The sequence below is a fragment of the Nocardiopsis sp. CC223A genome (assembly GCF_030766825.1).
GTDB lineage: Bacteria > Actinomycetota > Actinomycetes > Streptosporangiales > Streptosporangiaceae > Nocardiopsis.
The window spans coordinates 16,992-31,587 of record NZ_JASFDV010000081.1 but is presented as its reverse complement, the minus strand read 5'-3'; the positions used below and the strand labels follow the sequence as shown (position 1 = coordinate 31,587).

Below are 14,596 nucleotides of genomic sequence, written 5' to 3'. Positions count from 1 at the left end.
CACTGCAACGGCGCTGTTGCGCCGCATCCGGATCTGGATCTCCCTGTTCATCGTGGGCCTGGTGCTGAGCGGTGTCACCGCCTTCCCCCTGCCCGCCGAGCTGCGGCTGCTGGACTCCCTGCTGACCGGCCCGTTGGCGCCGGTGTCCGAGGCCGCGCCCTGGCTGGCCGACTGGATCTCCCGGGTGCGGACCGGCCTGGACACGGTCGAGGCGGAGCAGCCGTTCGTCCTCTACGGCACCGACTGGCTGGCGTTCGCGCACCTGGTCATCGCGGTGGTGTTCATCGGCCCCTGGCGTGACCCGGTGCGCAACATCTGGGTGATCCAGTTCGGCATGATCGCCTGCGTGATGGTGGTGCCGCTGGCGCTGATCTGCGGTCCGATCCGGGGCATCCCGTGGCTGTGGCAGCTCATCGACATCTCGTTCGGCGTCTTCGGGATCATCCCGCTGCTCATCGTGCACCGGCTCATCCGCCGCCTGGAGGCGGCCGAGGGGGCTGCGGGAGGACGGGCCGCCGTGCCCGCCGGCGTTTAGAGTCCCCGGAGGACCCGGGTGGCGTGGTCCTGCGTGCCCGGGGCCAGCCGGTCCAGCAGGGTGCGGGAGATGTCCAGCAGCTGTGCCCGCTGCTCCGGGCTGAGCAGGTCGAACATGTTCTCGCGCATGCTGCGCACGTGTTCGGCGCCCGCGGTGCGCAGGGTCTCCACACCCTTGTCGGTGAGCTTGGCGAACCAGCTGCGCCGGTCGCTCTCGCAGTGCACGCGCTCGACGAACCCGCCCTCGGCCAGCTTGCCGACGGCGTGGGAGATGCGGCTGGGGCGGGTGTGGGTGACCTCGGCCAGCTCGCTCATCCGCAACGAGCGGTGGTCTGCCTTGGAGAGCAGTACCAGCAGCTCGTAGTAGGTGAGGGGGAGGCCGGAGGACGCCTGCACGTCCCGCTCCACCTGCTGGTCGAGCAGCCGGAACGCCAGCGTGGCCGCGTCCCAGGTCCGCTCCTCGTCCGTGTCCAGGCATCCTTCTGCGCTCATGCCGAGATGCTAGCACGCTGAATAGTTGCTCGCTGAAATATCCCTGTGTTAGTGTCCCGCTGAAAGTTCCAGTGCTGAACTTTTTACATATTATCCAGTGCTGGAATATCTTGCGCTGGAACAGTTCCCTTGGAAGGGACACCCTCGATGACCTCCGCCGAACCCCGGTCCGCGACCGGGGCCCGCACCGCGGGTGCAGCGGCCCTGGCCCTCCTGGCCACCGCCCACTTCACCCTGTCGCTCGACTTCAACGTCGTCTACATCGCCCTGCCCGAGATCGGCCGGGCCCTGGGCCTGGGCGCGGACGCCCTGCCCTGGGTGGTCAACGCCTTCGCCCTCGGCTATGGCGGGCTCCTGCTCCTGGGCGGCCGCGCCGTCGACCGGCTCGGCGCCCGCCGCATGCTCGTGCTGGGCGCGCTCCTGCTCGGCCTGGCCTCCGTCGTCGGCGCCCTGGCCACCCACGCCGGCGTCCTCATCGCCGCCCGCGCCGTCCAGGGGGTCGGCGCCGCGGCCCTCTTCCCCGCCACCCTCGCCCTGATCGGCACCGCCTTCCCGGCCGGTCCCGCCCGCAACAGGGCGATGGCCGTGTGGGGCTCGGCCGGAGCCTTCGGCGCCCTGGCCGGAGGAGCCGTCGGCGGCATCCTCACCAGTGCCTTCGGCTGGACCGCCGTGTTCTGGGCGATCGTCCTGCCCGCCTCGGCGGTGGCCGCGCTCGCCCCCCGCGTGCTGCCCGCCGACCGGCGCCGCCCCGACCCGCGCGGCTTCGACCTGCCCGGCACCGCGCTGGTCACCGCGGGCGCGCTCCTGCTCGTGTTCGGGGTCTTCCGCATCCAGGAGTCCGGCTGGATCTCGCCTGACGGGGGCGGCGCCCTGCTGCTCGGCCTGCTGGCCCTGGCCGCGCTCCCGCCCGTCGAACGCCGCTCCGCGAGCCCGCTGCTGCCGGCCTCCCTGCTGCGCGACCGCCACCTCCTGGTGGCCATGGGGCTGATCCTCGTTCTCATGGGGGTCGTCGCCACGCTGCACTACGTGTACACCACCCACGTCCAGGGCGCTCTGGGCCTTGACCCCTTCCTCGCGGGCCTGGGCTTCCTGCCTCAGGGCGTGGCCGCCATGCTCGGCTCGGCCCTGCTGCTGCCCCGCCTGCTGGACCGGTGGGGCGTGCGCACCGCACTGTTCGCCGGGACGACCGGCGTCGGCCTCACCTCCGCGGCCTTCGCCCTCGCCCTGGCCGCCGACTCCTACTGGGCGCTACTGCCCGCCGTGGTCCTGCTCGGCGTCACCGCGGGCACCGTCTACCCGCTCGTGTTCACCGCCGCCGGGAGCGGGGCCGGCGAACGCGAACAGGGCGTGGCCTCCGCCGCCGTCTCCACCGCCCAGCAGATCGGCGGCGCCCTGGGCCTGGCCGTGCTGGCCGCCGTCGCCGGGGCCTGGGGCGGCCTGGGCACCGCGTCCCTGGTCGGCGGGGCCGCCACCGTCGCGGTCGCCTTCATCGCCCTGCTGCTGCCCCGCCGCGGCGCCGACCGTCCCGCCGCCGGGTGACCCGGCGCCACGCGTGGCGTTCCGCGCGGCGCCCCCGCGCCCGGTTAGCCTGGGGGCGCCGCTCCGGTGGGCGGAACCCCCCGGTGGGTATGCGCCGGGGAGGAAGAACCATCGTGACGGAGGGACTGGGATGACGACCACCTGGCTGGGACCGGAAGGGCGCGAGGCCGACCTGGCCGCGATGCGCGACGAGGAACTGGACGTCCTCGTCGTCGGCGGCGGCATCGTCGGCGCGGGCATCGCCCTGGACGCCGTCTCACGCGGACTGTCCACGGGGCTGATCGAGGCGCGCGACTTCGCGTCGGGCACCTCCAGCAGATCCAGCAAGCTGATCCACGGCGGGCTGCGCTACCTGGAGCAGTTCGACTTCGAACTCGTCCAGGAGGCCCTGCACGAACGCGGCCTGCTGCTCACCACGATCGCCCCGCACCTGGTCCGCCCGGTGCCGTTCCTCTTCCCGTTCGCTCACCAGTGGGAACGCTTCTACATCGGCGCGGGCGTCACCCTCTACGACACCCTCGCCCTCACCTCCCGCAACAACCGCGGGCTGCCCTCCCACCGGCACCTGACCCGCAGCGGGGCGCTGCGCGTCTTCCCCGCGCTCAAGCGCGACGCGCTCGCCGGGGCCGTCCAGTACTGGGACTGCCAGGTGGACGACGCCCGGTTCGTCAGCACCGTGCTGCGCACCGCCGCCGGGCTCGGCGCGCGGATCGCCTCACGGGTGCAGGCCGTCGGCTTCCTGCGCGAGGGCGAGCACGTGGTGGGCGCCCGCGCCGCCGACCTGGAGAAGGGCGAGGAGGTCTCCATCCGCGCCCGCCAGGTCGTCAACGCCGCCGGCGTGTGGACCGACGAGATCCAGGAGATGGTCGGCGGCCGCGGGCAGATCCACGTCCGCGCCTCCAAGGGCGTCCACCTGGTGGTGCCCCGCGACCGCATCCAGGCCTCCTCGGGGATGATCCTGCGCACCGAGAAGAGCGTGCTGTTCGTCATCCCGTGGGGCCGCCACTGGATCATCGGCACCACCGACACCGCCTGGGACCTGGACAAGGAGAACCCGGCCGCCAGCCGCGCCGACATCGACTACGTCCTGGACCACCTCAACCAGGTGCTGCGCACCCCGCTGAGCAGGGACGACGTCGAAGGCGTCTACGCGGGCCTGCGCCCGCTGCTGTCGGGGGAGTCGGAGGAGACCTCCAAGCTCTCCCGCGAGCACGTGGTCGCCCACCCGGTGCCCGGCCTGGTCCTCATCGCGGGCGGCAAGTACACCACCTACCGGGTGATGGCCAAGGACGCCGTGGACGCCGTCGCCCACGGCCTGGGCGGGGGCGTCCCCAAGTCCGTGACGGACAGGCTCCCGCTGGTGGGCGCCTCCGGGTACAGCGCCCTGGTCAACCAGCGCCACCGGCTCGCCCGGGAGACCGGGCTGCACGTCTCCCGCATCTCCCACCTGCTGCGCCGTTACGGGACCTGCGCCCGTGACCTGCTCGACCTGGTGCGGGAGGACCCCGACCTGGGCCGTTCGCTCGCCGGGGCCGACGACTACCTGCGCGCCGAGGTCGTCTACGCGGTCCGCGCCGAGGGCGCCCGCCACCTGGAGGACGTCCTGTACCGGCGCACCCGGATCTCGTTCGAGACCTGGGACCGGGGCATCGCCGCCGCCGAGGAGGCCGCCGGCCTCATGGCCCCGCTGCTGGGCTGGGACAAGGGGCAGACCGAACGCGAGGTCGAGTACTACCGCAAGGGCATCGAGGCCGAGCGCGCCGCCCAGGAGCAGGACACCGACCAGGAGGCGGACGCCATCCAGCACGGCGCCCCCGAGATCGTTCCGGAGGCGAGCATCCTCAAACCGTGAACCGTGATGCCGGCTATACCCCGGAGTGTTCTGCGGCACAGTCGGCGGGTTAGGGTGCGGGGGTACCGTCCCCCGCACCCCGAGGAGCCCGAGACATGATCACGGTGTTGCTCGTCGAGGACGACGTGCGCCTCGCCGACGCCCTCGCCGGGGCGCTGGAGCCCCACGGGTACGCCGTCACCCAGGTGCGCACCGCCGAGCGGGCGCTGGCCGCCGACCCGGTCGACATCGTCCTGTTGGACCTGGGCCTGCCCGACATGGACGGCGTGGAGCTGTGCCGGATGCTGCGCGAGCGGCACGGCGCCGGGGACACGGCGATCATCATGGTGACCGCCCGCGGGCAGCAGCGCGAACGCGTGCGCGGCCTGCGCGCGGGCGCGGACGACTACGTGGTCAAACCCCTGGCCATCGAGGAGCTGTGCGCCCGCATGGAGGCGGTGCTGCGCCGCACCCGCCGCCCCGCCGACGGGCCGCTGACCGCCGGGCCCCTGCGGATCGACCCGGCCGGGCGCACGGTGGAGCTGGACGGGGACCGGGTGGAGGTCACCCGCAAGGAGTTCGACCTGCTGCTGGCCCTGGCCCGCGAGGCCGGGAGCGTGCTGTCCCGTGAACACCTGCTGCTGCGGGTGTGGGGGACGACCTGGCCCGGCACGCTGCGCACCCTGGAGGTGCACGTGGGCACCCTGCGCTCCAAGCTCGGCGCACCCGGCCTCATCGAGACGGTGCGCGGAGTCGGATACCGGATGCCGGTCGCCGGGCGGGCCGACGCGGCGCCGACCGGACGGCACCGCTGACCGGGGCCCGACCGATGCGCCGCCGGATCATCACCGTCTACGTGACCCTGCTGGTCGCCGCCTGCCTGGGCCTGGCCGTCCCGCTGTGCGGCAGCATCGCCGCCCGGGGCACCTCCGACATGCTCCTGGACCGCCTCAACGACACCGCCCGGTTCGCGAGCATCGCCGAACCCGCGGTCCTCAACGGGACCGGCGGCATGCTGGAGGCGGAGATGGCCGCCTACGACCGCCTCTACGGGATCGCCGCCGTCGTCGTCGACCGGGACGGCCGGGTGGTGGCCGCCTCCAGGCCCGGCCTCGAACTCTCGGACCTGGACCCCTCGGCGGACCCCGGAGACCCGCCGCCCGAGGAGGTCCGCAACGCACTGGCCGGGAACCGGATGGGGGCGGACCGCATCGTGTACCCGTGGCAGCGCGGCCCCCTCATCGTCGCCGAACCCGTCGGACGCTCCGGGGAGGTCGTCGGCGCGGCCGTCACGGCCTCGCCCACCAGGTCGCTGCGCCGCGCCACCCGGGACCAGTGGGTGCTGGCGGCGGGCGGGGTCGCCGTGCTCATGGCCGCGGGCATCGCCGCCGCCGGGCCGCTCACCCGGTGGATCCTGCGGCCGATCGACGACCTCGACGAGGCCACCCGGGCGGTGGCCGGGGGCAGCCTCGGCATCCGGGTGCGCACCGCCGCCGGGCCGGTGGAGCTGCGGCGGCTCGGAGAGTCGTTCAACCGGATGGCCGACACCATCGCCGCCATGCTGGAGACCCAGCGGGTGTTCGTCGCCTACGCCGGGCACCAGGTGCGCAACCCCCTGGCCGCGCTGCGGTTGCGGGTGGACGCCCTGTCCCGGCACCTCGTCCCGCAGGGGCACCAGGACCACCGGCTGGCCCTGGACGAGGTGGACCGTCTCACCCGCGTCTGCGACAGCCTGCTCACCCTGGCCCGGACCGAGGACGCCGAGCACACCGAGGTGTGGGAGGAGGTCGGCGGGGTCGTCGAGGACCGGCTGCGGTCGTGGGAGCCCATCGCCGAGCGGGCGGGCGCCGTCCTGGTCCGGGAGGGCGGCGACGGGGTCCGGGTCAGGTGCGTGGAGGGCACCCTGGACCAGGCCCTGGACGCGCTCATCGACAACGCCCTGAAGTTCGGCGGCGAGGGCGTGCGGATCACCGTCCGCGTCGTGGAGGCTCCCCCCGGGCCCGACGGCCCCGGCCATGTGGACGTCCACGTCGTCGACGACGGCCCGGGCCTGCCCGCCGGGCAACTGGCGCGGGCCACCCGCCCCTTCTGGAAGGACGGCGGCGTCGGAGGTTCCGGCCTGGGCCTGTCCATCGTCGTCACCCTGCTCGAACTCCAGGGGGCGTCGCTCACCCTGGCTCCGGCCCGCCCCCGGGGCATCGACGCGCGCATCCGCCTGGTCACGGGGTCGCGGCGGGCACCGGCGGACGGTCGTGCGCGTACTTGACCTCCCGGTAGTAGTCCGCGGACCCCGGGTGCAGGGGGACGGGCAGGGTGGAGATCGCAGCCCTGGGGTGCAGCTGCAACGCCACCGGGTGGACCTCGGCCAGCCCCGTCCGTGAGGCGAAGAGCAGCCGGGTCAGCTCCTCCGCGTGGGCGTACGGCATGTCCGCGTTCACGACCAGCAGGCTCGGGACCCCGATGGTGCGCACCGCCGGGACCCCCGGGTAGGTGTCGGCCGGCACCGGGAGCTCGGAGAAGTGGGCGCCGTGCTCCTCGCTCAGCGCCGTCACGTGCTCGGAAAGGTCCAGCAGCCGCACCGGGTGGCGCTCGGCCAGCTCCGCCACGGCCCGGGTGGGCAGGCCGCCGGACCAGAAGAAGGCGTCGATGTCGCCCCGCTCCAGGGCGTCCGCGGACGCTTCGATGGACAGCCGCACCCGGTGCACGCCGCGGCCCTCACGACGGTTCCGGGCCTCGCCCAGGCCCACCAGGTCCAGCAGCCTCTCGGCCATCATCTCGGTGCCCGAACCCTGTGCCCCGACGGAGACCGCGCTCCCGGCCAGGTCGGCCAGGTCCTGGTAGGGCGAGTCCGCCCGCACGACCACGTGGGTGTGGTTGTCGTAGAGGCGGGCGATGGCGGCGATCGGCAGCGGCTCCTCGAACGGCGGCTCCCCGGCCACCGCGAGGGCGGCCACGTCGGCGAGGGTGAAGGCGGCGTCCACGGTGCCGTCGGCCACCAGCCGGTTGTTCTCCACACTGGCCGCGGTGGTCAGCGCGGTGATGTGGACGTTCTCGGACCGGGAGGAGACGATCTCGGCCAGGGCCGCGCCGTACGTGTGGTAGACGCCCCCGTCGCCGCCGGTGCCCAGGGTCAGGTACAGGGGCGCCGGTTCCACCGCGTCGGACCGGGTGAGCAGCGGGGCGGACACGGTGAGCACGAGAACGGCGGCGGTGAGGGGCCACAGGAGGCCGAGAGTGGGCCGCGACATGCCGAAACGATAGCAAGGCGTCCGGAACCTCAGAGAAACCTCAAATGCCTGCGAACGGCGCCGGGTTTCGCCGGGGTCGCGGTTACGTTTCTCGACAGCGGAGTGGTGTGGGCCACACGGGCTCCGGGGCCCCCTTTCCTCCCGGGCCCCGGAGCCCCGGGCCCGCCCCTCCGCCACGACCCCCACACGCAGTGCGAGAGGACCCCCGACCATGAGACGCGCCCTTCCGGCCCTGGCCGCCCTGACCGCCGGCGTCCTGTTGACGACCGGCTGCACCCAGCCCGCGGAGACGGGCACCGACGAAGAGGCCGGGATCGGCGCGGGCCCCGTGCAGAACCAGCTGAGCATCGCCACCGGCGGCACCGCGGGCGTCTACTACCCGATCGGCGGCGCGCTGAGCGGCATCATCGGCGACAACCTGGACGGGCAGTCCGGGTCGGTCGAGGCCACCGGCGCCTCCGTGGAGAACATCCGCCTCATCGGATCCGGCTCCGCCCACCTGGCCATCGTCCAGGGCGACGCCGCCGACCAGGCCGCCAACGGAACCGCCGCCTTCGAGGGCGACCAGGTCCGGACCTACTCCCTGGCGGTGCTCTACCCGAACGTCTTCCACGCGGTCACCCTCGACTCCATCGCCCAGGACAAGGGCTACGAGTGCTTCTCCGACGTGGTCGGCAGCCGCTACTCCGTCGGCGACGTCGGCAGCGGCAACGAGGCCACCACCACCCAGGTCTTCGCCTCCCTGGAGATCGCGGGCACCGAGATCGAGATCGACCAGCTCGGCTACGCGGAGACCGCCAGCGCCCTCCAGAACGGCCAGCTCGACGCCGGCTCCTGGGTGGTCGGCGAGGGCCACGCCGGGATCACGGAGCTGGGCACCACCGACGACCTCCACATCATCCCGATGTGCGAGGAGGAGCAGTCCGCGATCGTCAACGGGTACGGCGGCTACACCGAGCACGTCATCGAGGCGGGCACCTACCCGGGCGTCGACGAGGACGTCCCCACCATCGCGGTGTGGAACGCCCTGGTGGTCGGCGGCTCCTTCAACGAGGACCAGGCCTACGAGATCACCAAGGCCATGTTCGAGAACGTCCAGGCCGTCCTGGACGTGTACGCCCCGGCCGAGGAGTACCTCGTCCCCGAGACCATCGCCAACAGCCCGGTCCCGGTGCACCCCGGCGCCCTGCGCTACTACGAGGAGATCGGTGTCGAGATCCCCGAAGACCTGCGTCCCTGACACACGGACATGACCGAGGTCCCCGCTCGGGACGCGGCCCCCGGCACCGCCGGGCGGCCGCGTCCCACCCACGTCCCCGGTGAGCCGCTCGGCCGCGACGTGCGCACGGCCCTCGCCGCCACCGTCGCCGCGGCCGTCCTCGCCGCACTGGCCGCCCTGGCCTGGCCGGTCCACCCGGCCCTGCGGATCGCCGACGAGGGGGCGGTCATCGGACACCTGCCCCTGGCCGCGGAGGAGGTGTTCACCATCGCCTACGTGCACTCCATCGACGGCCTTCCCATCGAAGAGGACATCGCGGTCCGCGACGGGAGGCTCGTCGTCGACGCCACCCGGATCCGCCAGTTCGGCGCCGGGATGGGGCAGATCCCCGGTGAGGGCCGGGGCCGCGCCGACGGCCGGTGGTGGGTCATCGAGGACATGAACCGCGACATCGGCACGGAGCTGGCCATCCGGGTGGGCTCGCCCGCCGTGGACCACCGCCTGCGCACACCCGGTGCCGAGGTACGGCTCTCCCCGTGCCTGACCGCCCACCGGGTGACCGTCGAACCGGTCCGGCTCTCCGCCCTCCACTTCATGAACGTCCGCACGCCCGCCCCGGAGTGCTGATCCGATCCGACCTCCGCCGCAGGCGGAACCGCCTTCCGGGCGCGCCCCGCGGCCCGTACGACCAGCCAGAGGAAGACCATGGCCGAAGAACCGGCACAGTCACGGGAGGGCGCCACCCGCCTCCCGGACGAAGACCGAGAGAACACCGCGCCCCCGGCCGCCGAACGGGCGGACGCCCCCGACGGGGACGCCCCCGACGGGGACGCCCCCGGTTTCGGCGCGGGCCGCCGCAAGCGCACCGGCACGTCCGCCGACGCCCTCCCCGACGTCGACGGCGACGAGGAGGGGGCGGACCCGGCCTGGAAGCGGATGGCCACCGAGCGCTGGGGCGAGGGTCGCATCGCGTCCGCCATCGCACCCGTCGTCCTGGTCCTGGCCGTCGGGCTGACCCTCTTCCAGCTCTACATCGCCCTGTGGTCCGGGTTCGACGCGCGCCAGCAGCGCCTCATCCACCTGTTGTTCGTGCTGGTCCTGGTCCTCCTGGTCAAACCGCCCGTGCGCGGGAGGGCGGGGCGGTCGGTCCCGGCGCTGCTCCTGGACGGGGTGCTCATCGCCGCGGCCGTCGCGGTGAGCTGCTACCCGATCGTGTTCCAGGCCGAGCTGGCCTCCCGTGCGGGCGCCTACACCGACCTGGACTGGATCATGGGCCTGGTCGCGATGATCGTCCTGTTGGAGGCGACCCGGCGCGCGGTCGGCATGATCATGGTGCTGATGGTCGCGGCGTTCGTCTTCTACGCCTGGATCGGCCCGCTCATCCCCGGGCAGTTCCAGCACTCCGGCGCCACCATCCAGCGCATCTCCACACACGCCTACCTCGGCGACGGCATCTACGGCCTCACCCTGGGCGTCGTGGTCACCTTCGTCTTCGTGTTCATCCTGTTCGGCGCGCTGCTGTCCAAGACCGGCGGCGGCAACTTCTTCGTCGGACTGGCCTACGTGCTCACCGGCCGCATGGTCGGCGGCCCCGCCAAGGGCGCGGTGCTCAGCAGCGCGCTCATGGGGTCGGTCTCCGGCAGCGCCATCGCCAACGTCGTCAGCACCGGGCCGTTCACCATCCCCCTGATGAAGAGGGTCGGCTACAAGAAGCACGACGCCGCGGGCGTGGAGGCCGCGGCCTCCACCGGCGGGCAGATCCTGCCGCCCATCATGGGCGCGGGCGCGTTCATCATGGCCGAGCGCACCGGCATCCCCTACGCCGACATCGTCAAGGTCGCGATCATCCCCGCGCTCATGTACTTCGGCGTGATGTTCCTGTTCGTGGACATCCTCGCCCGCAAGTACTCCATCGGCGTGGCCGAGGACGCCGACCTGCCCCGGATGCGCACCGTCATGGCGGCGGGCTGGCACTTCCTCGCCCCCCTGCTCCTGCTCATCGTCCTGCTGCTGAACTACGTCACACCGACCCGGGCCGGGCTGTGGGCCTGCGCGGCGCTGTTCGTCGTCGCGATGCTGCGGGCCGCGAGCCGCCTGAGCCCGAAGGACATCCTCGAAGTCTTCGTCCTGTCCGCCCGCAACACCCTGTCGGTGTCGGTGGCCTGCGCCGTCGCGGGCATCATCGTCGGCATGGTCGGCCTGACCGGACTGGGGCTGGTGCTGTCCGACGTCCTCCTCACCGTGTTCGCGGGGAACCTCCTGCTCACCCTGCTCATGGTGGCGATCGCCTCGCTCGTCATGGGGGTGGGCCTGCCGGTCACCGCCGCCTACGTGGTCCTGGCCGTCCTGGCCGTCCCCGCCCTGGAGGGGCTGGGGCTGGCGGTCATCGTCGCGCACATGATCGTGTACTGGTACAGCCAGGACTCCAACGTGACACCGCCGGTCGCGCTGGCGGCCTTCGCCGCCGCGGGCGTCGCCAACGCGTCCCCGATGCGCACGGGGCTGTCGGCCTGGAAGTTCGCCAAGGGCCTCTACCTCATCCCGATGCTGATGGCCTACTCCGCGCTCATGGAGGTCGACGGGCCGGTCACCGACCTGGTCGTGGCGGTGCTCACCGGGTGCGTCGCCCTGGCGACGGCGGCCATCGCCCTGGAGGGCCACTTCCTGCGGCCGGTCGCGATCGTCGAACGGGTCGCGTTCGTCCTGGCGGCCCTGCTGGTCCTGGTCGCCCCCGAGTGGACCGGCCTGTTCGGGCTGCTGACGTCGACCACCGTCTCCCCGGACTGGTTCGTCCTGGCGGGCTCCGTGCTCGGCACCGCCCTCATCGCCCTCCAGGTGGTCACCCACCGGCGGTCCCGCGGGACCGCCGTCCCCGCGGCCGACGCGGCGGGGGAGCCGACCCCCGCCGCCTGACGGCCGCATCAGGGCCCGCCGCACCCACACTCCCGATTCTCCCGGGTGCGGCGGGCCCGCTACCCTCGGCGGCATGTGGCGATGGAACCCCCGTGACCCGAAGCCGGCCCACGGCGCCCCGGTCGAGCACCTGCTGACCTCGGCGGCCCTGGGCACCGACCCCATGCTCCGGGCCGCGGCCGAGGAGGTGGCCGAGGGCGACCTCGCCGCCGCCCTGCCGCTGCTCGCCGAGAGCCGGGAGGACGGCGAGACCCGCACGGTCACCGCCGAGGTGCTGGGCCGGGCCGCCGCCGACCGGATCGACGACCTGGGCGACCTCCTGGACACCGCCGACCGGGCCGACCTGATGCTGTGGCTGGGCAACGCCCTGCTCGCCCACGCCCTGCGCGCCTCCGGCGGGACCGCCGAACGCAAGGCCGCCGAGGCCGCGCTGGACGACGCGCGCCGGGCGCTGAAGGCCGCCGCCGACCTGCGCCCCGACGACCCCGCCCCCTGGGTCGCGCTCCAGACCGTCGCCATGGGCGCGGGCGCCGACCGCGAGGAGAAGGACCGGCTGTGGGACGAGGTGCGGACCCGGGCCCCGCACCTGTTCGCCGCCCACATGGGTCGGGTGCGCGTGCTGTCCCCGGCGCGCGGCGGCGCGGCCGAGGAGATGTTCGCGTTCGCCGGGGCCGCCGCCGACACCGCGCCCGAGGGCGATCCGCTGCCCGCCGTCCTGGCCCTGGCCCACGCCGAGTTCCTGCGCGCCGAGTACAAGCGGCTGCGGGCCGAGGGGATGTTCGACTTCGTGGTGGGCCAGGCGATGGGGCGGCTGTACGGGGAGGCGGTGGCGGAGCTGTTCGGGCTGGCCCGCGCCTGGGCCCAGAACGCCGTGCCGCACCCGCGCGACGTGCAGGCCCACCACCTGTTCGGGTGGGCGTTCCACCGGGCCGGGATGACCGAGGCCGCCCGCTGGCACCTGACCGCCGTCGGCAACCTGTACTGCGAGATCCCGTGGGGGTTCTTCGGGGGTGCCCGGTCTCAGGTCGCCCGCGCCATGGCGGAGCTCGGCGTCCACCCCGGCGGCCCGCGGCCCCCGGCCGGAACCGGCTGAGATCCCTGGGGCACGGCCGAAAAGCCCTGGCCAACGGACTGCCCGGCCGGTCACAATGCACGGGTGCTATTGACGATCACCACCACCGCGACCCCGGCGGCCCCGGCCACGGACCTCGGATTCCTGCTCCACAAGAACCCGGAGCGGGCGCAGAGCTTCGAGCAGTCCTTCGGGACCGCCCATGTCTTCTACCCCGAGGCCACGGCGGAACGCTGTACGGCGGCCCTGCTCCTGGAGGTCGACCCCCAGGCGCTGCTGCGGGCGCGCACCTCCGTCAGCACACCCGACTTCGCCCTGGCCCAGTACGTGAACGACCGCCCCTTCGCCACCTCCTCGCTGTTCACGGTGGCGCTGGGCCGGGTGTTCCGCTCCGCGCTCAAGGGCGCCTGCGAGGCGCGGCCGGAACTGGCCGCCGCCCCGCTGCCCCTCGAACTCCACCTGCCCGCGGTGCCCTGCCGGGCCGGTGCCGACAAGGCGCGCGCCCTGTTCGAGCCCCTGGGCTGGCGGGTGGGCGCCGAGCCCGTGCCGCTCGACCCCGGCCTGCCCGGCTGGGGCGACTCCCACTACCTGTCGCTCACCCTGTCCGGCGACCAGGTGCTGTCGGAGGCGCTGAGCCACCTGTACGTCCTGCTGCCCGCCATGGACGGGAGCAAGCACTACTGGGTGGACCGCGGCGAGATCGACAAGCTGCTGCGCGCCGGCGGGCTGCGCGTCACCGACGCCGAGGAGCAGACCACCGAGGAGGACCCGCAGGCCCGGTCCCCCTGGCTGGCCCGCCACCCCGAGCGCGCCTGGATCACCCGCCGCTACCTCAACCGGCGCAACGCCTACGTGCGCACCGCCCTGGCCCGGCTGGCCGCGGCCGACGACCTGCCGGAGGAGGAGGCCGACCCGGCCCTGGAGGAGGACCCGGCACGGCCCGTACCCGCCGTACCCGCCGCGGAGGCCGGCGAGCGCACCCCCTCGCTGGCAGAGCAGCGCGCCGGGGCGGTCCTGGCCGTGCTGCGCGCGGAGAACGCCTCCAGCGTCCTGGACCTGGGCTGCGGCCCCGGCGCCCTGCTGGCGAAGCTGGTCGCCGACCCGACACTGGAGCGGATCACCGGGGTGGACGTCGACACCGTCTCCCTCCAGATGGCCCACCGCAAGACCTGCCGGGGCTGCGCCCCCAACGGCCGCGGACGCCACCGGAACCTGTTCGCCGACGCCGAGGGCGTCCGGGAACAGGGCGGGCGCCCGCCCCGCCCCGAGCTGCTCGTCGGCTCGGCCGTCTACCGGGACGCCCGCTTCGCCGGGCACGACGCCGTCGTGCTCATGGAGGTCGTCGAGCACGTCGACCCGGAGCGGCTGCTGGCCCTGGAGGAGACCGTGTTCTCCGCCGCGCACCCCCGCGTCGTCGTGGTCACCACCCCCAACGCCGAGTACAACGTCCACTACGAGGGCCTGGCCGACGGCGCGTTCCGCCACCGGGACCACCGATTCGAGTGGACCCGCGCCGAGTTCACCCTGTGGGCGGACGCCGTCGCCGAACGCAACGGCTACACCGTCCGCTACCTGCCGGTGGGTCCCCAGGACCCGGCCACCGGCTCCCCGACCCAGATGGGAGTGTTCACCCGTTGACATCTCTCCCAGCTGAAGCAGGGAGATTCTTCCCTCACGAGTCGAGTTTTCTGCTTCACAGCTCGTCGCCGACCCGCTTTCACGGCGAAGGTCGGAGTGCCGACCATCGG

General features: G+C 73.5%; 12 protein-coding genes. 10 read left to right on the top strand and 2 right to left on the bottom strand.

What is annotated here, in order from left to right:
* Positions 1-535: hypothetical protein (locus QJS33_RS25300; protein ID WP_306370575.1), on the top strand; the 535-nt coding region annotated here is incomplete at its 5' end.
* On the opposite strand, the gene QJS33_RS25295 is transcribed toward QJS33_RS25300, so the two are convergent.
* Positions 532-1,026, bottom strand: a complete 495-nt coding sequence (locus tag QJS33_RS25295) for a MarR family winged helix-turn-helix transcriptional regulator (RefSeq protein ID WP_306370574.1) — start codon at positions 1,024-1,026, stop codon at positions 532-534. The two genes, QJS33_RS25300 and QJS33_RS25295, sit on opposite strands and share 4 nt — an antisense overlap.
* Positions 1,027-1,173: 147 nt before the next feature.
* On the opposite strand from QJS33_RS25295, the gene QJS33_RS25290 reads away from it, so the two are divergent.
* The 4 genes from QJS33_RS25290 (at position 1,174) to QJS33_RS25275 (ending at position 6,662) form a co-directional block, all read left to right on the top strand.
* On the top strand, positions 1,174-2,565 hold the full coding sequence (locus QJS33_RS25290) for an MFS transporter (RefSeq protein WP_306370573.1): 1,392 nt from the start codon (positions 1,174-1,176) through the stop codon (positions 2,563-2,565).
* A 130-nt stretch (positions 2,566-2,695) separates the two neighbouring features.
* Positions 2,696-4,417: a glycerol-3-phosphate dehydrogenase/oxidase gene (locus tag QJS33_RS25285; protein WP_306370572.1), complete on the top strand. Its 1,722-nt coding sequence runs from the start codon at positions 2,696-2,698 to the stop codon at positions 4,415-4,417.
* 95 nt (positions 4,418-4,512) lie between these two features.
* Positions 4,513-5,211 (top strand): response regulator transcription factor, encoded by a 699-nt coding sequence (locus QJS33_RS25280; RefSeq protein WP_306370571.1) that lies wholly within the window; start codon positions 4,513-4,515, stop codon positions 5,209-5,211.
* Positions 5,212-5,225: 14 nt separating this feature from the next.
* Positions 5,226-6,662 carry a HAMP domain-containing sensor histidine kinase gene (locus QJS33_RS25275; RefSeq protein ID WP_306370570.1) on the top strand — a complete coding sequence of 479 codons (1,437 nt, stop codon included), beginning with the start codon at positions 5,226-5,228 and terminating at the stop codon, positions 6,660-6,662.
* On the opposite strand, the gene QJS33_RS25270 is transcribed toward QJS33_RS25275, so the two are convergent.
* Positions 6,616-7,644, bottom strand: a complete 1,029-nt coding sequence (locus QJS33_RS25270; RefSeq protein WP_306370569.1) for a TAXI family TRAP transporter solute-binding subunit — start codon at positions 7,642-7,644, stop codon at positions 6,616-6,618. The genes QJS33_RS25275 and QJS33_RS25270 overlap by 47 nt on opposite strands.
* A gap of 211 nt (positions 7,645-7,855) precedes the next feature.
* Here QJS33_RS25270 and QJS33_RS25265 point away from each other — a divergent pair, with 211 nt between their 5' ends.
* The 5 genes from QJS33_RS25265 (at position 7,856) to QJS33_RS25245 (ending at position 14,486) form a co-directional block, all read left to right on the top strand.
* Complete coding sequence (locus tag QJS33_RS25265; protein WP_306370568.1) at positions 7,856-8,884, top strand: TAXI family TRAP transporter solute-binding subunit; 1,029 nt, start codon at positions 7,856-7,858, stop codon at positions 8,882-8,884.
* A gap of 9 nt (positions 8,885-8,893) precedes the next feature.
* The gene (locus tag QJS33_RS25260) at positions 8,894-9,490 is read left to right on the top strand and encodes a DUF1850 domain-containing protein (RefSeq protein ID WP_306370567.1); all 597 of its coding nucleotides are present in this window, start codon (positions 8,894-8,896) and stop codon (positions 9,488-9,490) included.
* A 78-nt stretch (positions 9,491-9,568) separates the two neighbouring features.
* Entirely contained in the window at positions 9,569-11,776 is a 2,208-nt protein-coding gene (locus QJS33_RS25255; protein ID WP_306370566.1) for a TRAP transporter fused permease subunit, read from the top strand.
* A gap of 73 nt (positions 11,777-11,849) precedes the next feature.
* Positions 11,850-12,869 (top strand): hypothetical protein, encoded by a 1,020-nt coding sequence (locus QJS33_RS25250; RefSeq protein ID WP_306370565.1) that lies wholly within the window; start codon positions 11,850-11,852, stop codon positions 12,867-12,869.
* A gap of 63 nt (positions 12,870-12,932) precedes the next feature.
* Positions 12,933-14,486: a 3' terminal RNA ribose 2'-O-methyltransferase Hen1 gene (locus QJS33_RS25245; protein ID WP_306370564.1), complete on the top strand. Its 1,554-nt coding sequence runs from the start codon at positions 12,933-12,935 to the stop codon at positions 14,484-14,486.
* Positions 14,487-14,596 lie beyond the last annotated feature (110 nt).